14 protein-coding genes and 1 pseudogene are annotated in these 20,142 nt (G+C 40.2%); 6 read left to right on the forward strand and 9 right to left on the reverse strand.

The window, feature by feature from the left end; translation table 11 throughout:
* Positions 1-278 precede the first annotated feature (278 nt).
* From ACRWP9_RS04085 to ACRWP9_RS04095, 3 genes are all read right to left on the reverse strand, one after another.
* Complete coding sequence (locus ACRWP9_RS04085; protein ID WP_434928000.1) at positions 279-713, reverse strand: CC0125/CC1285 family lipoprotein; 435 nt, start codon at positions 711-713, stop codon at positions 279-281.
* 288 nt (positions 714-1,001) lie between these two features.
* Positions 1,002-1,631 (reverse strand): excalibur calcium-binding domain-containing protein, encoded by a 630-nt coding sequence (locus ACRWP9_RS04090; RefSeq protein WP_434928001.1) that lies wholly within the window; start codon positions 1,629-1,631, stop codon positions 1,002-1,004.
* A 226-nt stretch (positions 1,632-1,857) separates the two neighbouring features.
* Positions 1,858-3,573 (reverse strand): SulP family inorganic anion transporter, encoded by a 1,716-nt coding sequence (locus ACRWP9_RS04095; RefSeq protein WP_434928002.1) that lies wholly within the window; start codon positions 3,571-3,573, stop codon positions 1,858-1,860.
* A 67-nt stretch (positions 3,574-3,640) separates the two neighbouring features.
* Between ACRWP9_RS04095 and ACRWP9_RS04100 the strand changes: the two genes are divergently transcribed.
* The 3 genes from ACRWP9_RS04100 (at position 3,641) to ACRWP9_RS04110 (ending at position 6,833) form a co-directional block, all read left to right on the forward strand.
* Positions 3,641-4,156, forward strand: coding sequence for a hypothetical protein (locus ACRWP9_RS04100; protein WP_434928003.1), 516 nt, complete (start codon positions 3,641-3,643; stop codon positions 4,154-4,156).
* A 236-nt stretch (positions 4,157-4,392) separates the two neighbouring features.
* Complete coding sequence (locus ACRWP9_RS04105; protein WP_434928005.1) at positions 4,393-5,298, forward strand: ABC transporter ATP-binding protein; 906 nt, start codon at positions 4,393-4,395, stop codon at positions 5,296-5,298.
* On the forward strand, positions 5,298-6,833 hold the full coding sequence (locus ACRWP9_RS04110) for a hypothetical protein (RefSeq protein ID WP_434928006.1): 1,536 nt from the start codon (positions 5,298-5,300) through the stop codon (positions 6,831-6,833). The genes ACRWP9_RS04105 and ACRWP9_RS04110 overlap by 1 nt, the downstream gene beginning before the upstream one ends.
* 144 nt (positions 6,834-6,977) lie before the next feature.
* Here the strand turns inward: ACRWP9_RS04110 and ACRWP9_RS04115 are convergent, their stop codons facing one another.
* A complete protein-coding gene (locus ACRWP9_RS04115; RefSeq protein WP_434928007.1) occupies positions 6,978-7,871 on the reverse strand; it encodes a DMT family transporter in 894 nt (297 codons plus the stop codon).
* A 146-nt stretch (positions 7,872-8,017) separates the two neighbouring features.
* Between ACRWP9_RS04115 and ACRWP9_RS04120 the strand changes: the two are divergent.
* Positions 8,018-8,508, forward strand: a pseudogene (locus ACRWP9_RS04120) (MarR family winged helix-turn-helix transcriptional regulator).
* Positions 8,509-8,615: 107 nt separating this feature from the next.
* Here the strand turns inward: ACRWP9_RS04120 and ACRWP9_RS04125 are convergent.
* Positions 8,616-9,656, reverse strand: a complete 1,041-nt coding sequence (locus ACRWP9_RS04125) for a polysaccharide lyase family 7 protein (RefSeq protein ID WP_434928920.1) — start codon at positions 9,654-9,656, stop codon at positions 8,616-8,618.
* Between the two features lie 144 nt (positions 9,657-9,800).
* Between ACRWP9_RS04125 and ACRWP9_RS04130 the strand changes: the two genes are divergently transcribed.
* Positions 9,801-11,285, forward strand: coding sequence for an NAD(P)H-hydrate dehydratase (locus tag ACRWP9_RS04130; RefSeq protein WP_434928008.1), 1,485 nt, complete (start codon positions 9,801-9,803; stop codon positions 11,283-11,285).
* An 81-nt stretch (positions 11,286-11,366) separates the two neighbouring features.
* Here the strand turns inward: ACRWP9_RS04130 and ACRWP9_RS04135 are convergent, their stop codons facing one another.
* Positions 11,367-11,618: a DUF2999 family protein gene (locus ACRWP9_RS04135; protein WP_226411599.1), complete on the reverse strand. Its 252-nt coding sequence runs from the start codon at positions 11,616-11,618 to the stop codon at positions 11,367-11,369.
* 263 nt (positions 11,619-11,881) lie between these two features.
* Between ACRWP9_RS04135 and dgt the strand changes: the two genes are divergently transcribed.
* Positions 11,882-13,366 carry a dGTPase gene (gene dgt, locus ACRWP9_RS04140; RefSeq protein WP_434928009.1) on the forward strand — a complete coding sequence of 495 codons (1,485 nt, stop codon included), beginning with the start codon at positions 11,882-11,884 and terminating at the stop codon, positions 13,364-13,366.
* A gap of 120 nt (positions 13,367-13,486) precedes the next feature.
* On the opposite strand, the gene ACRWP9_RS04145 is transcribed toward dgt, so the two are convergent.
* The 3 genes from ACRWP9_RS04145 to ACRWP9_RS04155 form a co-directional block, all read right to left on the reverse strand.
* Positions 13,487-18,004 (reverse strand): EAL domain-containing protein, encoded by a 4,518-nt coding sequence (locus ACRWP9_RS04145; RefSeq protein ID WP_434928010.1) that lies wholly within the window; start codon positions 18,002-18,004, stop codon positions 13,487-13,489.
* A 198-nt stretch (positions 18,005-18,202) separates the two neighbouring features.
* Positions 18,203-19,135 carry an acyltransferase gene (locus ACRWP9_RS04150; protein ID WP_434928011.1) on the reverse strand — a complete coding sequence of 311 codons (933 nt, stop codon included), beginning with the start codon at positions 19,133-19,135 and terminating at the stop codon, positions 18,203-18,205.
* A 6-nt stretch (positions 19,136-19,141) separates the two neighbouring features.
* Positions 19,142-20,077, reverse strand: coding sequence for an acyltransferase (locus tag ACRWP9_RS04155; protein ID WP_434928012.1), 936 nt, complete (start codon positions 20,075-20,077; stop codon positions 19,142-19,144).
* Between the last annotated feature and the right edge of the window lie 65 nt (positions 20,078-20,142).

The following is a 20,142-nucleotide window of genomic DNA, read 5'->3' on the forward strand; positions in this document are numbered from 1 at the left end:
GGGCGTATTTTAGCATAAATTGGCTTACTAGCTTGCAATACGTGATATGTGAATAACTATGGTTTGTGAATAACTAGAGTTGGTAAGGTAATCGATTGAGTGGGATGAGTATTAGCTCTTGCAATGGTTAAATAAGCTATTGGTAAAAATCACCATTTTACATGCCGGTTGAGTCTATACGGGTGGCTAAGAAAGTAGATATGAATAGAATATGGGGCAAAGTTGAATATGACTTACTATTCCCCACATTGCTAAATTGATTGAAACTACGTCATTTATTACAGTGTTGACTCATCTATTAAGTATTGGGTTGTCAGCTGCGATATGAGCTTTTCAGTATCGAATGTATCGACTTTACTGTTAAATTCATTAATTAATTTAACTTCGATTACGACCTCTGGTTTAAAAGTATAAACGCCAGCAGTACCTGAACTTCCCTGGTTTATGACATTTTTTAAGTATATTACTTCAAAATAAGGCGATAGGTTTTTTCTTGCCAGCACAGCCGCTCTTAGTAAAGCAAAATCATTCGCCCTGCGCTGTGAGGTATTACCGTTGCCAGAAAATCGAACATAATAAGTGTTCTCTTTGTCTTCATATTTAGAATCAGAATACCCACCAGTTAAACCTTGTGATTGATAAGTTGTCGGTGAAGCACAACCGCCAAGCATTAAAAGATTAATAACCAAAATTATTTGAATTAGATACTTCATTTTTACCTTTAGACTATCCGTTAATTAACTGGGCGATAAGGTAGCAGAAAAATTAGCTAATAATCTTATTTTCAAACCAATAAGCAATCTGAATGTTGTAATTGTGAGCTTAGACTTGTTGAGGTATAGCTTTGGTTTTGTGAGACGGTTTGTTTTATAGGACTTTGTAAAAAGTTGTGCAGTTTGCAGCAATTTAGTTTTCAGAATCATCTATCCACAATCCATTTGTAACTTGATAACAATTAATCTGCAATAACCTAGAGCAAGGGATCAATAAAGCTGTATCCTTTAACCACAGAATTGTCTTTCGCACGGAACTCCGTCGCCATCACCATCCATCTCAGTTCCCGGACAATTACGGGTGTAAAAGGTGGCCTCTGCACAAGATCGCATATGACTACAATGGGTCTTGCCTGCTTCACATCTGAACTGATTGCTGGGGATGATTGAACTTGGTTGTGCTGTAGGAGTCCACTGCATTTGTTCAACATCTTCATTGGTAATCACGGGCGTGGCGTTGAACTCTTGATACTTGTTGAAACCGTATATGGCTAAGTTAAGCACAATTAACACTAAAATGATTCTGCCAATGACGGAGCTTGATGAAGTGCGCAGCGAGTGGTGAGTTTTATTATTGGAAGGCAGGTTAAATGGACCACTTAATGGCGTGTCCGCGACTTTTGCTTGTGATGAACCTGCAATAACTGCAACACCTTCAATGCTGGCTTTTACGGCTTTAACTTTGCCGTCGGGCTGGTTCTCACGATGAAATAGGATCTCATCGCCAATAAGGGGTTTTCTGGCCATGTGCTTGAGCGTGGTAATATGAATAAACACATCTACATCACTGCTTGTTTCTGGTTTGATAAACCCAAAGCCTTTATCTTTATTCCAACGAACTAACGTGCCTCTTTCCATGGCAATATTCCCTTAATAAGCATTGTTTGATGATGTAGATACGTCAACTAAGCTGCCATAATAGCGAGTTGTAAAGGAAATAAGCTAGCTATTTCATTAAGTTAACTTAAATTTTGTTATAATGATATCTGATAATAGCAGGACGTAATAACTATCCTCACACAATATTGTTGTAGACGCTAAATATAGGCATCAAGCTAACGATCACTAGTTTGATGCCCTAAGTTTAATCCTGTTTCTTAACATGTTTTAGCGCAGCTTGAAGCGCTTCATAGCGAAATAAGAAGGTATTTTCTTTCGGTAGTGAGTCGATAGCTTGAAACTTGCCAAGTTGCTCTCGTGTTTGTTGATTTGGGCACAGTAAAAACACTTCACAATTAGCCTCTAGTGCATCTTTAATCGCATTTTCAAGCGCTAAGCCAACGGTAACATCAATCATAGGCACATCAGTTAGGTCGAGGATCATTGCTTCATATTCGGCAATACTGGCGTGTTGACGTGAAATCGCTTTTGATACGCTAAAAATCATTGGACCTGATAAGTAGAAAAACAGCACTTTACCATTTGCCTGGTCAAGTAAGCCGCGCTCACTTTGTGTCAGCGGAACATCGTTTTGATCTGCATCACTGATGGCTTTAACTTGGCGTGCTTGTTCTCGGCTTAAGCGTTCAATAATGAGGATGTTAGAAATAAAGACCCCAAGTCCTACTGCCACAATTAAATCGACAAATACGGTTAATAACATCACCCCATACATAATAGCCATGCTTTGCATACTGACTTTGTGAGCACGTTGAATGAAACTCCAGTCAAGAATATTAAAACCAACATAAACCGCAATCCCGGCTAATACCGCCATCGGGATAGGCTCGGTCAAACCACCGGCCACCAGTACCACTAATGCCAGTATTACCGCTCGGGTGATACCTGATAGCGGTGATTGGGCACCTACTTGAATATTGGTTACCGTGCCCATAGTGGCTCCCGCACCAGGAAGCGCGCCAAACAAGCCTGAAATCATATTGGCTAAACCTTGGCCACGTAATTCTTTGTCTGAATCGTGCTCTTTACGGGTTAATGAATCGCCGATAACTGCGGTCAGTAGGGTGTCAATACAGCCAAGGGTACCTAGCACTAAGGCGTCGATGATCATGGTGACAAAGATATCAGCGTTAATGTGAGGAATAACCAGAGAAGGTAAGCCTGCTGGAATTTCACCAATGCGGCGCATACTGTCGGTGTCAAAGAACATGATCGATAATAAGGTGACCCCTACTAGAGCAACAAGCTGCGCAGGCACATATTTACGATATCGTTTAGGGAACATGAACAATGTTATTAGGGTTAATAAACCAAGAAACAGCTCGCTAAACTTGATATTTGCTAAGGTATTTGGCAGTGAAGATAAGGTGCCTATAACGCCACCTGTTGGGGCTGCGTGACCTAGTAAAGGCGATAATTGCAATATAATCAAAATCACGCCAATGCCGGACATAAAGCCAGAAATAACACTGTAGGGCATTAGGGTGACATATTTGCCTAGTTTTAAGCTGCCGATTAAAAATTGAAAGCCACCTGCCATCATGACTATCGTGAATGAGGTAGCGATACCAGATTCAGGATACTTAGCCACCATGGTGGTTAAAATGGCGGTCATAATTACAGTCATAGGACCGGTAGGTTCAGAGATTAAGGTTGATGAACCGCCAAATAACGCGGCAAAAAAACCAACAAGAATAGCGCCCCATAAACCTGCTTCGGCACCAGCGCCAGAGGCGACACCAAACGCAAGAGCCAAGGGTAATGAAATGATTGCCGTGGTAACACCGCCAAACAAATCGCCTTTGATACTGAGATCCTTAAAGCGTTCTTTAAACAAAACAATACCCCTTATACAAAAGTTGGCGTGACTGTAGCAAATTATGCGTAAATTATTAATCATTTTGTATAGACCATTTACATTTGGGGCGCGTATAACTGTATAGAGAACTTAATAACAAGGATTAAAAATGCGTTTATTTATGGTTATTGCGATGGCGACGTTATTAACGGCCTGCAGCACCAGCTACCCTAATCAAGCCATTACAGGACAGGTTTTTCCGTCAGTAACGGGGCAAACTCTTGAACAGCAGCCGATGGCCTTACCTGACGATTTAAAAGGTAAGGTGGCATTATTATTAATTGGCTATAAACAAAACTCACAATTTGATATTGATCGCTGGTTGATTGGCTTAGACATGACCCAGACTCAAGTTGCTGTATATGAAGTGCCGACAATACAAGGATTGTTCCCTAGAATGTTCAGTACTTTTATTGATAATGGCATGCGCGCGGGCATTCCTAAGCCACTTTGGAAAGGGGTGGTGACGGTTTACCAGGATGGCGACCAAGTACAAGCCTTTACTGGCAATGAAAACCCAAACAACACCCGAGTCGTGCTGTTAGACCCACAGGGAAAAGTGATTTACTTTTATGATCAAGGTTTCTCGGTAGATGCGCTTAATCAGCTAAGAGCCTTACTTTAAAAACGCTCATATCAGGCTATAAAAAAATCGAGTCTGAGTAAGAGGTTACTTATAAGCTAGTTAATGACTGGCTCGGTTAACTTTTATCCTAAGTAACAGACTAATAAGTGGTGAAAATCATCAATATGGTTAACTTCAACACCTTGGCTTATTAGTAAGATTTTGAATTTAAATGTAAAAAAATATGGTCTAATCCTTGCTAAATATCTTCCAACTCAACCAGGAAGAGCAATATTATGCAATTGGACATTCAATCACTTAGTCAACAATATCAAAGTGGCAAAAACGTTAAACTGGCGATTAACGCCTTATCGTTAAAAGTTGAGCCGGGAATTTTAGGGTTACTCGGGCCTAATGGTGCGGGTAAATCTAGCCTAATGCGTATTCTGGCCACTATCACCAAACCCACCGCCGGAAAAATTTTGTGGAACGGACAAGATATTGTTAGGTCACCGCAAGTTTTACGTCATGAATTAGGTTATCTGCCGCAGTACTTTGGTGTGTATGATCAACTATCGGCTGTCGAATTTTTACATTACATTGCCAGCTTAAAAGGTTTACCCAAATCAAAGGCTAATCAAGTTATTGACGAGTTAATTGATAAACTCAATTTAACCCACGCTGCCAATATGCCATTAAAAGGTTATTCGGGCGGTATGAAGCAGCGAATTGGTATTGCGCAAGCCTTGCTCAATGATCCCAAGTTACTGATTATTGATGAACCCACAGTTGGTTTAGACCCGCATGAGCGGGCCAACTTCAGGCAACTACTGACTGAGTTAGCGGGTGACCGATGCATCATCTTTTCGACTCATATTGTGTCTGATATTGAGTCTATAGCGAACCGTATCGCGATTATGAATACCGGGCAGCTGATCCAATCGGACACTCCTAGTTCACTGCTACAAAAAATGGCCAATAAATGCTGGCAACTCACCACTGACTTTAATGAGCTTAAACATATTCAGCATGAGTTTATTGTTAGCCATAGCGTGCGTAAAGAAGACAAAGTGGAGCTCAATCTTGTTGCCGACCATTGCCCTGATGCCAGAGCAATTGCAAGAACCCCATCATTAGAAGATGCTTATCTTTACTTTACCAGCAGGCAACAACCGCAAGCGGGTTTAGCGAGGGCAAGTTAATGAATACCATGTGGCAATGTATCATCGCTGATTTTAAACAGCGTACCCGGCAACAAAGCTATATTGTCGCCTTGTTGGCTATGTCGGTTTTAACGCTATTATTTTTTCCATCGCCGGATGCTCAATATCAAACATTAGTGATTAATGGCTATCGCGGCATTTATAACAGTGCCTGGCTTGGTGTGTGTTTGGCGATGTTGAATGTACTTTTTTTACCGATTATTTGCTTTTACTTAGTTAAGAATGCACTTGAATTAGACCGGCAATCCATGACAAGTGAGTTGATCGCCGCCACGCCTGTGGCCAAGCACACATTTTTATTTTCAAAGTGGTGTGTGAATGTACTTATGTTGGTATCAATTGTACTGGTCATGTTGTGCAGTACTGTAATGATCCAGCTTTATTATGGCGAAAGTTATCAAATTGGTTTTTGGGTATTAATTTGGCCTCAGCTGGTGTTCGTTTTGCCCGTATTACTGGCTGTCGCCTCTATTGCTATCATGTTCGAATCAATAAAATGGCTTAGAGGTGGCTTAGGTAATCTGGTGTATTTTTTTATCTGGATAGGCTCGATTGTACAAACGATTGAAAGTGTTTCTGGTATTGGCAATCTGCTTGATCAATTAGATGCTGAAGTGGTAGCACGTTTTCCTTTATCTCAAGGGGCAACCAATATAGGCATTAAAGTGGGCGATAGCTTAAGCCCAGAAATTAATACCTTTATATGGCAAGGTATTGAGCCGACAGCAGTGCATTTGTGGGGCGCGTTACCGTTAATATTTTTTAGCCTGATTTGTTTGGGTGTTACCTATCTATGTTTCGACCGATTTAGCCAGCAAACGCAAGCCGTTAAGCAACAATCATCATGGCTACACCGCACTTTTAGCCGCACAGTAGGGATGCCACTGGATAGTCTTTTTGGTTTTTTTACTCAGTATTTTGCCTTCACACGACTGCTGCGCTTAGAGCTCAAATTAATGTTAACTGGCCAATCTACTTATTGGTTTATCGGCTTAATTATTTTAAATATTGTGCAAGTATTTATTAGCCAGCAATTACTGATGAGCATAGTGTTACCTCTTGCATGGTTGTGGTGTGTGTTAGTGCTATCGCCCTTAGGGCAATTAGAAAAACAATCGAATACAGTAGAGTTAATGACCTACAGTAAGCAATCATCAAGGTTACAAAGTTTGGCGAGTTATTCCGCAGCATGGATTGTACTGGCAATGGCCTGTTTGGGCGGCGCTATCCGTTTTATGGTGATGGCTGAGTGGATGTTACTGCTGCAATTGATTATTGCTATTTCATTTACAGTATCGCTGGCTTATTTTTGTGGTGCTTTTGGCGGAACAAAGCGCTTTTTTGAAGTGCTTTATCCCGCTATTTGGTATTTTGGACCGATTCAAACAGCACTTTATGTCGACTTTTTTGGCGTGAATAGCCAAACCAGTTGGCAGGCGGGGATGCCCTATGCCGTTGCTGCTATTTCTACGGGATTACTGCTACTCACCGTGGGAGTGAAAAATAGCCGTTAGCTAATAAATAATTCATTAATAACAGAAGCTTAGCCCGCGATGCTATTATTTCACTATGCTATTAGTTCACGATACTATTGTTCAACGATACTATTAGATCACGATACTATTAGTTCACTGACTAAGCTTTGTTAACAACTAGGCTTAATCTACCACAGCTTTATTAGGTATTCTTCGGCGCAGCAGCTGAATTAATGCCGGTGCGATAGAGGCTAAAATCATTCCGCTCATTAATAAATATTGGTGAGGCGTATAGGATTCACTCATTAACACTAAACCACAAACGATACCCGCTATGGGGTTGGCAATGCCACCAAAAGTAAAGTCGACCACCGACATACGTTGTAATAACCAGACATACATGCTGTAACCCAGCACTGTATTGAGCAACACTATCCAGCCTATTCCAGCAGCATTTATCAGGCTGAATTGGCTGATCGCATCGAAATATTGCTGCGGTAAAAAGAATGCCTGAACGCCCGCACTAACTAGTAATAATGCCCCCCCAATAATGAGCTGCCAGGTCAGTATGGTCCACCAATGAATCCGCGTACCCAGTGCCTTGGTTATCGTGCTACCGACAATAATGCAGCTAATAGCCGCTAGCATAGCGACCAACCCTATTGGGTTTAACGTGATCGAACTTGGGTCAAATAGCATCCAAGCTAATAGCACTAACATCATGCCAAAAAATGCTTGTACTGGGTTAGGGCGCTTTTTACTGATAACCCAGTGGAATAGCATGGCAAAAACGGGTACGGAAATCATTCCAATGCCTGATATGGCTGAAGGTAGCGTTAATGCCATCACAAAAATAAGGCTGAAAAACACCGCGATATTAATTGCACCCAGTTTAATTAAAATCGGCCATTGTGCTTTTTTAGGTTGGCTAGGCTTTATGGCTAATAATATTAGCCCCGCAGGTAAAGCGCGCAGCGCGCCTAATAGTAATGGTGGCCAGTCAGGTAAGGTGAACTGGGTCATGGCATACGTGGTACCCCAAAAAAAAGCTGGGATCATGGCTAATAGGATATTCATAAACTACCTTTAAATTAAGTATCTTTATATGAAGATATATTGCAATTCTGAACCGATAATTTATTTTTGTAAAGTATCTTTTTATCAAGTATCTTTGCGTTAAGTTTATTTCAACGTTATTTAACGGCTTATCAGTCAGGTGAAAAATGGAAGATATCGATCGCGTTGTTGCCCAATGGGCTGAGCAGAAACCACATTTAGATACTCTGCCAATGGCGATACTTGGACGTTTTCTGCGTCTACAAAAACATATTGAAGCCGAAATATCCACTTGCCATAAACAGTTTGATCTTACTATGGGTGAATTCGATGTGCTGGCGACATTAAGGCGTGCAGGCCCCCCTTTTCGCTAACACCTTCAGGGTTATTATCGTCGATGATGCTGACCTCAGGTGCGATGACCAATCGGTTAGATAAACTTGAATCTAAAGGGTTAATCAAGCGTGTTCACAGTACTGAAGACAGACGCAGTGTGACGGTTGGTTTGACTGAAAAAGGCCTTGCCACCATAGATGATGCAATTGAACAACATGTGCGTATTCAACACACCTTAGTGGATCATCTGTCGGATACTGAGATGCCTGAGCTTAATCAGTTGCTCAAGACTTGGCTGGTGGCCTTTGAAGGTAAGAAGTAATTTAGTCGTGAGATAAGACTGTTGATATAAGGACTGTTGATTTTTTTGGTTAAAATTGATCTCGAAAGATCACAGCCCTCAAGTATTGCTCAGTATTTTATTACCGTTTATTGATTCAGCATTAACTGGTAAAAGCTAACTTGGGTATAGTCGCCCGCTTCCATACCTCTTGATTGGCAATTGGAACTGCTTTTTTGGGTATTACATTGATTATAAGCGCCTGCTTTATAATACATCCAGTCATTCTTGTAACCTTGATCGACCTCATGCCCTTGGTAGTGACCTTTGGCTAAATCAACGGCAAAGGTTTTAATAATTTCATTTGCTGTACCTGGGTTTTTAGTGAAAGTAAGGTGCATGGTATTGCCTTTGACATTTACGTCATAAGCAAAAATCTCTCCCAGTTTTATCCCCTCTTTAGGTTCAGGTTCACCTGCACGTATGTCATTTTTACCAAATACATCATGACGTATATCCTGGCGATATTTTATCCCTTTGCTGTCGGTAGCATCCTGTAATTTAGGTAGGGGATTAAGTTCATAATTCCACGATAGCGACCCAAATTCATGTTCGGGCAGCTTACGATATTGAATTTTTAATGGTTCGTTATCAGGGGCATGAATTTGTCCAATGACCACACCGAATGCACCATTCATAGCAGGATCGCCACTGGTGCTGACATGATCAACCGACAGTTGTGCAGTTAATTTACCACCAATAGCGCCGTATTTGCTGGCATTAGGATGAGAAGCCACAACGAAGTTATTGCTAAGCTGATCATATTGTTCAGCGAGCATTGCGCGTAATTCACTACGAGTATTTTTACTATTGGGTGTTGTTGGTGCTTCATTGGGGGCAACAAATATCATAGCGCCAGTATGCTGGTCGGTATAAAACCACTGTGGATGAACATAGGGATCAGCTGCACTACTCAGTTGATTTTTATCGATTTCTAATGCTTTACCATTACTTTTTCCCTCTTGGGCTAATTCTGGCAGAGTAATTTTCCATTTAGATAAATCAAAATTTTGTGCTGGCGCTTTACTTGGGTCTAAATTGAACTGCTTAGCGGTATCAAGCTGAGTTGCAGCGACGGTGGAACCGGTAATGACACAAATGGCTAATAAGCTAAAGTGGGCTCTTGTTATGTTGTTTTTCTCTCAAGGATATGGCCTGACTATTCTATCAAGATAATAATATTGTATTACGATAGGGGGTGAGGTTTTTAAGGTTTCTTGCCGTTTTTACGATATGCTGAATAAATCGTCAAAACAACAAGTAGTCGGTGCCTCATGACATTACCTAATAATTTTTATACTGCTGAGCAAGTTAAAGTAGGCGAGATCCAGGCAGCGCAGCTAGCCGGTGTGACTATGTTTGACTTAATGAAGCGTGCCGGAGAAGCCGTTTTTAAGCTTGTTTTACAATATTATCCAACGCCTCAACATATTTTAGTCTGTTGTGGTGGTGGTAATAATGGCGGTGACGGTTATGTGCTGGCACGCCTAGTGCGTAAAGCGGGTATTAAGCTCACTGTGTGGTCAACTCATCAACCGAGCCAATTAACAGGTGATGCTTATCAAGCTTATTGTGACTTTACGGCTGCAGGTGGCAGGGTTAATACTCAAACAACTCACATTGCTGATGATGTTGATGTGATTGTCGATGCGCTATTGGGTACAGGTCTACGTGGCGAGGTTAAACAACAAACCTCTGCATTGATCCAGTTGGTCAATACCAGTTCGGCAAAAGTGTTCGCTGTTGATATTCCCTCAGGGTTATGTGCAAACACCGGTACGGTATTGGGTATTGCGGTACGCGCAAATCATACGGTCAGCTTTATTGGTATCAAACAAGGTTTAGTAACAGGTCAGGCGCGGGAATATTGCGGAACATTACATTTTGCAGGTTTGGGGGTTGAGTTATTTTTTCAGCAAAATAACTTGGCAGAAGTGCATGCTATAACCGAGCAGAGATTAAAGCACACTTTGCTCGGCCGAAACCCTGTATCAAATAAAGGTCATCATGGTAAGGCCTTGTTACTCAGTGGCGATATCGGTTTTGGTGGAGCAATAATATTAAGTGCAGCAGCATGTGCTAGAACGGGCGCAGGATTAACCGCAGTATTAACCCACAGCGCAAATTACTCGCCATTGTTATCATATTGTCCTGAGGTAATGTGTCACGCTTGGGATTGCCTTGATAATGTTGATGCTCGTATTCATTGGGCTACGGCCATTGCGTTAGGTCCCGGGCTAGGGATGAGTGTGCATGCAAAATTAATTGCCGATCGGGTTAGGCAATCTGATAAACCCAAAGTGATTGATGCAGACGGGTTAAACCTGTTGGCATTAGCTCCTAATATCGATGTTAATAGAGTGATTACTCCGCATCCAGGTGAAGCTGCAAGATTATTAAACTGCGCTGTAATAGATATAGAACGAGACCGTTACCAAGCTGTGCGACAGTTGCAACAACGTTTTGGTGGGGTGGCTATTTTAAAAGGTGCTGGCACATTAGTGTGTGATGGTCGCCAAGTTTATGTGTGCTTAGCAGGTAACCCAGGGATGGCCTCGGGTGGAATGGGCGATGTGTTAACCGGGGTTATTGTGAGTTTGTTAGCCCAAGGCTATTCACTTTTAGATGCCGCGTTAATCGGGGTGCAACTGCATAGTCAGGCAGCGGATCAATCGGCGAAACAATCAGGCTTTATAGGTTTGCAGGCCAGTGATTTAGTGCCGTTTATTCGAAAGCAAATGAATCGCCTAAGTACTTAACTTAATTATTGAGATAAATGTGAGCGTTATCAAAAAAGAGTAAAGTAGGGTGCCACTTTACTCTTTTTATCGTTTACAGCTCTAGTGCTGTAATTGTGCTTTTGCCGCTTCGACTTTTGAAAAATCAAAACCTAATTCTAATACAGCTTCTTTAATTAATGCAGGGTTTTGCATAACCATAGCCATCAATTGTTGTAATTTTTCAGCTGGGATCCCTAATTGACCAATAACGCTCATTGCCATTAATGGATTTTGGGTTAGCGTTTGAAATAATTCGCTAATTTTAGCATCGCTTACATTGTGCTCTTTTAAGATGGCAATAATTGGATTCATTAGATGACCTTATGTTGATGGCTGAAATTTATTTGTTGCTGATTCTAACACACTAAAACTGAGTGAGTTTGAATGTTTAAGTTAAGCTTTGTCGATAAAGTATATGGTTTTAAAATCAATAGATAACTCAATATTAACGTATAAAGTATCATTTTAAAATAAAATGACGCATCACCTTTTAATTACTTGAAGATTGTTTAATTCATTGAATATAAAAGAGTAATGCTGTAAATTTATCCTATTAAATACTTTTTTGCTGGGTAATGTATATGCATTTTAATACTAAAATTAAAGCTGAACGTCCTTTTCAATATAAAGCGTCCTCAGGCCCAATATTAAGGCAGTTTGAAAGTGACCGTGGCCGTATCATTAATTCAGCAGCTATTAGGCGATTACAGCAAAAAACTCAAGTATTTCCGCTAGAGCGAAATGCCGCAGTGCGTAGCCGATTAACTCACTCAATGGAAGTGCAGCAAGTCGGCCGATATATCAGTCAGTTGATTTGTGATGGCTTGTCAAAGTACGACTCCGACACACAAAACTATGGTTTAAAAACCTTAGCACGTGAGCTGGAAACTATCGTAGAAATGTCGTGTTTAATGCACGATGTTGGTAATCCACCATTTGGTCATTTTGGTGAAGCGGCAATGATTGATTGGCTGCAAAACAGTCTTGCGGGCATATATCAGCAATTACACAATAAAATCTTACCCGATGACATTGCCAGAGACTTAATTAGTTTTGAAGGTAATGCTCAGGGAATACGATTAATTCACTCCTTGCTAAAACTGAATCTGACTTATTCACAAGCCTCGGGGATCATGAAGTACACCCGCTGTGGTACTGAGCCCAAACCAGCTAAAAATGGTAATGACCCCCACAGTTATTTAAAGAAAAAGGTCGGTTATTATTTGAGCGAAACTGACTATATCACTGAGTTACAAAAAACCTTAGATATCGCTCCTCATTGCCGCTCACCTTTTGCGTATATTATGGAAGCCGCGGATGATATTTCTTATGGAATAGCTGATTTAGAAGATGCGGTTGAAAAAGGTGTGCTGACGGTAACGCAAATGAAGTTAGCATTAATAGACAAGTTTGCCCAAATATCTACACATCTTAGCGATGTAGACCAAGCTGTAATGCAAGTGATGCTAGATAAAGCCAGTAAAAGTGCCAAGGGCAGTGACAGCATGTTTTTTGTGTTCTTACGAGTAGGGGTGAACGGTCGTTTACCTCAGCACGCCCAGAAACGCTTTATTGATAATATGGAAGCCGTGTTCAATGGCAGCTTTAATTATGCCTTGATTGAAGACAATAGCGCTAATCACATGATTGTTGAAACGTTTAAACGGGTCGCGTTAGAACAAGCTTTTTGTCACCCAGAGGTGGAAGCGCGTGAGTTGCAGGGGTATAGAGTAATCAGTGGCTTAATGGAATGCTATAAGCCATTGCTAACCCTGAGTCGTGAGCAATTTAATGTATTAATGTATGGCGCTCAAACGGCTGAGGATAAGTTGCTGTCAATTCCGATATACCCGGCACGTTTATACAAGAAACTGTCTTCTAAGCATATTGCCGCATACCAAACAGCCATGGCAGAGGGCGCATTAACGACTCAAATTACTGATGAAGATTGCCGTGAGTTTTACTTCCGTATGCGGCTGATTATTGATTATATCAGTGGTATGACAGATCAATTTGCCTATGATGAGTATCGTGCTTTTCATGTGATAGATGATTTTTAATTAATCGACAGCTTGTTGCTGATGTTAATTTTAATTTCAGCCAATTTATTCGCGTTATAAAAACCAAAAGGCCTGAATAATTTCAGGCCTTTTGTTTGTATTTATGTGTACCAGTAATGACTAAGATGACAGCGAGCTTTTGTCTAACTGTAAACGTGCCAGACAATCAACGACAGACAAAGGCTTACTCAGCAAGAAGCCCTGTACTTGGTCACAACCACCTTGTCGCAAAAACTCTAGCTGCTCATGGGTTTCAACCCCTTCAGCCACAACATTTAATTCTAAGCTGTGGGCTAAGGTAATAATTGCGCTGGTTATCGCAGCATCATCAGGGTCTTCACTAATATCACGTACGAACTCACGATCAATTTTTAAGGTGTCGATAGGGAAGCGCTTAAGGTAACTTAAACTTGAGTATCCTGTACCAAAATCATCAATAGATATCGTTAAACCAATGGCTTTTAGCTGGGTGAGAATATCTACAGAATCTGCTGGGTTACCCATAATCATTGATTCGGTTAATTCTAATTCAAGCGCGCTTGCAGGTAGACCTGAAACCGCTAAAGCAACTTCAATGGTCGATATTATATCGGCCTTTAATTGTCTGGCAGAAAGGTTTACCGCAACAGATATATGCTCAAATCCCTGCTGATGCCATTGTGAAAGCTGGCCACAGGCTTGGTTAAGCGCCCAATGACCTATCTCATTAATCATGCCAGTTTCTTCAGCTAGCGGGATAAATTCGGCTGGAGAAATAAATCCAAGCTCTGCGCTATTCCAGCGTAATAGTGCTTCTAATCCGATAATTTTTTCTGTTTTAACATCAAATTTAGGCTGATATACCAAAGACAGCTCATTCAAAGTAATAGCTTGTTTAAGACCTGCTTCTAGCTGCACATGGCGAGTAGCATATTGGTTAAGCTCAGCGGTATAGAACTGGAAATTATTACGCCCTAAAGACTTAGCATGATACATAGCTGTATCGGCATATTTAATTAATGAAGTTGTATCATCAGCATCACTTGGATATAAGCTGATACCAATCGATGATGAAATCGTTAACACTTTATCGTCTAATAAAAACGGGGTTTCAAATGATTGCAGCACTTTCTCTGCAATTCGCGTCGCGGATTCGATTTTTTTAACGCCTTCTAAAATGAGGGTAAATTCATCGCCGCCTAATCGGGCAACGGTATCACCTTCTCTAATTGCATTTTGAAGACGCACTGATACCGCTTTTAGTAATAAATCACCAATATGATGCCCCATAGAATCATTAATATGTTTGAAGCGATCTAAATCAAGGAACAATAACGCGACAATTTGCTGCGAACGATGCGCTTTGGTGATGGCATGATTGAGTCTGTCTTGGAATAAGGTTCGATTAGGTAAGCCAGTCAATGGATCAAAGTTAGCCAGAACGCGCAAATCTTCTTCTGCTTTTTTACGGGCAGTGATATCGGTAAATACCGCAACAAAGTGGCTAGTTTCACCTTTATTATCGATGACCTGATTTATTTCTAGCCAGGCCAAAATACCTTTACGATTACGGGTACGAATTTTAATTTCTCCGGCCCAGTGCTTATGACGTAACAATTGGGCTTCAACGGTAATATAAAACTCCCTTGATTGTTTGCCCATAGCCAAAAATAAGAAGTGTTTGCCAGCGACTTCTCGCGCTTTAAAGCCGGTAATTCGACTAAATGCCGGGTTAACTGAGCGAACTTTATAATCTAATTCTCCGACGACAACGGCTTCATTCATACTGAATAGCACTTGTGAAGACAGTTTTAATTCATTTTCAATTTCTTTACGGCTGGTGATATCTTTATGGGTTCCCGCCATGCGAAGTGGTCTATCTTTGCTATCACGTTCAACCACTTGTCCACGATCAAGCAACCAGGTCCACTTACCATTGCCTATTTCAACTCGGTATTCGGCCTCGAAAAATTCACTATTACCATCAAGATGCTCTTGCAGTAGACTTTCTACTCTTGCGCGGTCTTCAAGGTGAATGCTATCTATAAGTAACTTATCAGAATGATCAAAGTTCATTTGAGGCACCATGTTAGTGCGGTAGACTTTGTTCTGTGCGATATTCCAGTCCCACATACCATCACCAGAAGCCCATAAGGCAAGCTTCAAACGTTCTTCAGATGCACGAATACTTTGCTCAAATTCTCGTTGTTTCTCATGTTTATAGTGCCTTGAATACATAAAATATGACAACAGGCTAAAGCTGAATATGCCATAAAACATATAAGCAAATTTACTCATATAAAAAGGCGGGATCACCGAAATAGGTATGACTAATGATTTCTCATCAAAAGCATTTTGACCTAAAGCATGACGCACTATGAGTTGATAATCCCCTGGTGGGATGTTGGTGTAGGTTATTTTGCTGCCAGTGGGCAGTTTATGCCATACAGAATCAAAGCCAGTTAAAAAGTAACTGTATTGACTTAAATTACTATAACTAAAGTTGAGCGCGCCAACTTCAAAGCTAATGAGTTGTTTTTCATAGGGCATATTAATCTTAGGTGTGTGACTAAGATCCAAAACCGGATAACGTGTATCGCCAATAGTATAGCTAGTAAGTGCTAGTTTGATTGGTGGACGTTGCTGTGGAATATCGCTCGGCGTAAAGTAATTTAGCCCATTTATGCCGCCAAACCACATGTCACCATTACTGTCTTTAAAACGAGCCGCGCCATTAAACTCTAAAGCCTGTAGCCCTTCATGAATATTAAACGAAGTAAATTTTTTCGTTGCGGGGTTATAACGGGCAATGCCTGAGTTGGTACCTAGCCATAGGTTTTGGTCATTATCTTCCAGCAAACTGTATGCTGTATTTATAGCTAAGTCGTTATTCACATCCAAGCGTTCAAATTTAAAAATACCGTAGTCCGTTGTTAATTTGTCTATACCGCTATGGGTTGCTACCCAGAGATCGCCATTTGAGGCGCGAAGAAAGTCTCGTACGCGGTTATCGCTTAAACTATAGGGATTACCAGGTTCGTTGCTAACAAAAACTAATTCTTTTTCTTCTGGATTAAGTCTGACAAGGCCGCCTATGGTGCCTATCCATAAATATCCATCACTGAAATGTAGCGTTAGCATTTGGTGCTTATAGGGGGAATACTCCTTCTGAAAACCAAAGTTATAGGGCAGCATTTGCTGATTATCTTTAGAGATAAAATACAGCCCTAGCATGCTGGCCAACCAGACTCTATTTTTATCATCAACGGCTAAGCTGCGAAAATTTATATCTGCCTGCAGTGCTGGATTGTGAGGCTTAACTTGCGATAGCGTATCTTGTTTGTCTAAGGTAAATACACCTATGCTAGTCGCAAACCATACTGTTTGTTCACTATCTTCAATAATATCGTTAACTTGTATATCGAGTTCAGTGGCAGGAATATCCAACAACACAGAAAATTGATCATTAAGATAGGTGTACTTGCCATCCTCAGTTAAATATTTAAGGCCTTTTCCATCCGTTCCAATCCATAAGCGTTGTTTATGATCGCGATAAATTGCCCTGATCATATTGGCCTTGCGTGGATTACTGGTGCTGCTATCGAATAAATGAGTAAAATATTGATTGCTAAGGTTAATTTTATCGATACCAGAAAAGGTAGTCCCTAGCCACAAGGTGCCATTAGGATCGAGCATCATGGTGAATAAATTATCTTCACTCAGGCTATTTATTTTATAGGCTTCATTTTTATGATATTGGCTTTGCCATTCTTTGCCGTCAAAATCTAACTGAATAAGACCTGAGCCATTGCCTATCGCCCATACTTGGTTGGCATCAACAACTATAAAGTCTTTGATGTCATTCTTTTTTCCAGTAGCATCAGATCGTTGCCAGATAAAATCTTTTTGGTGGGTATCTAAATTATAACGCCAGATTTGATTATCAATAGCTAACCAAACGGCAAAAATTGAGCTGGCCTGAATTCGGTTAACTTGCATTTCATTTGGAATATCTAAACGATTAATTGTATTAGTATCAATTGCATAAGTTCCAACTCTGTCAGTGCCAACGATGACAAACTTATTATCGATATTAGATAAGCTGGTTATTTGCGGTTCTAAGCTATTACCAAGACCAATAGAAGTGATTTTATAAGTCTTGAGGGACATCATAAACAGGCCCGAACGTGTGCCTATCCAAAGGGTATCACCAATAACGGCAAGATGAGACACTTGGCTATCAGTTAAGCCATCTACCTGATTAAATCGGATAAACTTACCCGTTTTAAGGTCAAGCCTATTTAAGCCGCTATTCAAAGTTGCGACCCAAAGTGCACCATCGGGGGTTTGTATAATATCAGTAATAAAATTATCTGAAATTGTTTCAGGATCACCAGAACGCTTGAGGTATATCTGAAAATCGACACCATTATAACTGTGCAAGCCATCTTGAGTACCAATCCATAACATACCAGCACTGTCCATAAACAACTTGGTAATACTGTTTTGGTTTAGCCCTTGTTGGCTATCAAAATGCTCAAATTTGATCTCGGAAATATGACTATACTTGCCTTTATGTAACGCAATAGCTGGTGTTGCATACAATAAAGCTGCAAATAGAATGGCTGTAATCAAAAATGAAAATATGCGTAAAATCAAACGACACCTTAGTTTCTGTGTTTTATTTTTATGAAATGACAGCTTAATTTCTGTGTTTTATTATTATGAAATGACAGCTTAAATCAATACTACCTTTTAAGGTGGGAAATTCAATTGTTAATCAATTATTAATAGATATATTTTTTCGTTAACGATTTGATGTTGATTATAGCTAGTTTTACAGATGATGCTTGATCGTTATTGTTTGTTGATAGTAATAGATTTCTCAGCATATTGCTTAAGGATGCCATCGATTTGATTATCTTTCTCTAACCATAAATCATTCAACCAACGCTGAAATTCAGCTCTATATTCCGCCTGAGAGAAATAAAGTTCAGGGTCAACCTTAGGAACAGGGAGTATTTCTACTCTCATAACAACTTTTTTAACGCGACCATTCATCACGCCATAAAGTATATCTTCATCAGCCTTTGCATCTGGATACACTAAAGTAATATTAAGAAGGCTAGTAAATTGTTCACCCATTGCCGAAAGTGTAAAAGCAATACCACCCGCTTTTGCACGCAGTAAATGTTGGTAAGGTGATTGTTGGCGTTGATGTTTTTCTACCGTGAAGCGACTACCTTCAACGTAGTTAATAATAGAGGTTGGTAAATGTTTAAATCGAGCGCAAGCCTTGCGAGTCGTTGCTAAGTCTTTACCTTTTAATTTAGGATTTTTACGTAACTTTGCAGGGCTAGTTCTATGCATAAATGGCATATCCAGCGCCCAACAGCCCAATCCCATAATGGGTACATACATCAATTCTTGTTTGAGAAAAAACTTTAGCATTGGAATATGGTTACGCAGTAAATAGGTTTGCGCAGCAATATCAAAACCGCTTAAGTGATTACTTATCAGTAAATACCAGCTATTTTTATCAAGATTCTCAAGCCCTTCAACGTCCCATTCAATATTAGAAATTAGTGCTAAAATGCCGCCATTGCAGACTGCCCAGCACCACATAAAGCGATTCATTAAGTGAGATAAACCTAAGCGAATCGTTTTGACTGGCAATAGTAATTTAATAATGCCGCCAATGCTGAGTAATGAGCTCCAAACAATAGTATTGATAATCAATAAAGTCAGACTTATTGCGTATAAAATTGGGCCAGGTAAAAACGATAACATTGATATTTATGCCTTTTTCGTGCACTTATTGCTAATTGCCGCGCTATGACTTGGGGCTGTGCAGTGCTGATGATACTGTTGTAATTTTTGATCTTTCTCAGACCAAAATTGGTTTAGCTGCTCTTGAAAATCAATTTTAAATTGACGGTCGTTAATATAATCACCGCGCATATTCTGTGGAATATCGCTAATTTCAATATTGACTTTAATGTGCTTGGTTTGCCCACAGATATACCCCCAAAATGAAGGCACCTGTTCAGGATAATAAATAGTTACATTGACTAACTTATTAATGTGCTGACCCATAGCTGAAAGTGCGAAGGCCATTCCACCTGCTTTAGGTTTTAATAGGTGTTGAAAAGACGATGCCTGTAGTTGATGTTTTACGTTATTAAAGCGAGTACCTTCTACAAAATTCATTACACTGACAGGCTTAGTTTTAAATTTTTCGCAGGCTTTGCGGGTAATTTCGATGTCTTTACCTTTAAGCTTAGGGTTTTTCTTGAGTTGTGCATGACTAAAACGGCGCATAAAAGGAAAGTCTAATGCCCACCAAACAAGACCTAACACAGGCACATAAAGTAGCTCTTGTTTGAGAAAAAATTTAAGAAAAGGAATTTTGCCATTTAATATACGTTGCAGTACTAAGATATCGACCCAGGACTGATGGTTTGCAATTACCATATACCATTGTTTTTGATCAAAATCAGTATCACCAGTGACTTCAAAAGTGACCGGGTGAAGGATGCTTTCAGTGAGAGTATTGCAGTAAATCCATGCAGAAGCACAATGATCGGCGATATAACTGCAAATCTTGTCGATTATTTTTAAAGGGATTAGTTTGATTAAGCCAAAAACCAAAATGGGGATAGCCCAAAATAGTGTATTTATGCAGTAGCATATAAATGCTAACGATCCTTTAATTTTTGAAAACAACGACATCTAACTCTCCTGTAAATGGAGGTCTATATTACTCGTTGTATAGGTTTAGCTCAATCAGTAGCGAT

Source organism: Shewanella sp. HL-SH2, assembly GCF_051164935.1.
GTDB classification, from domain to species: domain Bacteria; phylum Pseudomonadota; class Gammaproteobacteria; order Enterobacterales; family Shewanellaceae; genus Shewanella; species Shewanella glacialimarina.

What these genes read in the sequence shown, in the direction of transcription:
- ACRWP9_RS04150 (WP_434928011.1), bottom strand. Translation starts at nt 19,135, where the DNA reads ATGTTATCGTTTTTACCTGGCCCAATTTTATACGCAATAAGTCTGACT.
- dgt (WP_434928009.1), top strand. Translation starts at nt 11,882, where the DNA reads ATGTATATGCATTTTAATACTAAAATTAAAGCTGAACGTCCTTTTCAA.
- ACRWP9_RS04110 (WP_434928006.1), top strand. Translation starts at nt 5,298, where the DNA reads ATGAATACCATGTGGCAATGTATCATCGCTGATTTTAAACAGCGTACC.
- ACRWP9_RS04090 (WP_434928001.1), bottom strand. Translation starts at nt 1,631, where the DNA reads ATGGAAAGAGGCACGTTAGTTCGTTGGAATAAAGATAAAGGCTTTGGG.
- ACRWP9_RS04095 (WP_434928002.1), bottom strand. Translation starts at nt 3,573, where the DNA reads ATGATTAATAATTTACGCATAATTTGCTACAGTCACGCCAACTTTTGT.
- ACRWP9_RS04135 (WP_226411599.1), bottom strand. Translation starts at nt 11,618, where the DNA reads ATGAATCCAATTATTGCCATCTTAAAAGAGCACAATGTAAGCGATGCT.
- ACRWP9_RS04100 (WP_434928003.1), top strand. Translation starts at nt 3,641, where the DNA reads ATGCGTTTATTTATGGTTATTGCGATGGCGACGTTATTAACGGCCTGC.
- ACRWP9_RS04130 (WP_434928008.1), top strand. Translation starts at nt 9,801, where the DNA reads ATGACATTACCTAATAATTTTTATACTGCTGAGCAAGTTAAAGTAGGC.
- ACRWP9_RS04105 (WP_434928005.1), top strand. Translation starts at nt 4,393, where the DNA reads ATGCAATTGGACATTCAATCACTTAGTCAACAATATCAAAGTGGCAAA.
- ACRWP9_RS04155 (WP_434928012.1), bottom strand. Translation starts at nt 20,077, where the DNA reads ATGTCGTTGTTTTCAAAAATTAAAGGATCGTTAGCATTTATATGCTAC.
- ACRWP9_RS04115 (WP_434928007.1), bottom strand. Translation starts at nt 7,871, where the DNA reads ATGAATATCCTATTAGCCATGATCCCAGCTTTTTTTTGGGGTACCACG.
- ACRWP9_RS04085 (WP_434928000.1), bottom strand. Translation starts at nt 713, where the DNA reads ATGAAGTATCTAATTCAAATAATTTTGGTTATTAATCTTTTAATGCTT.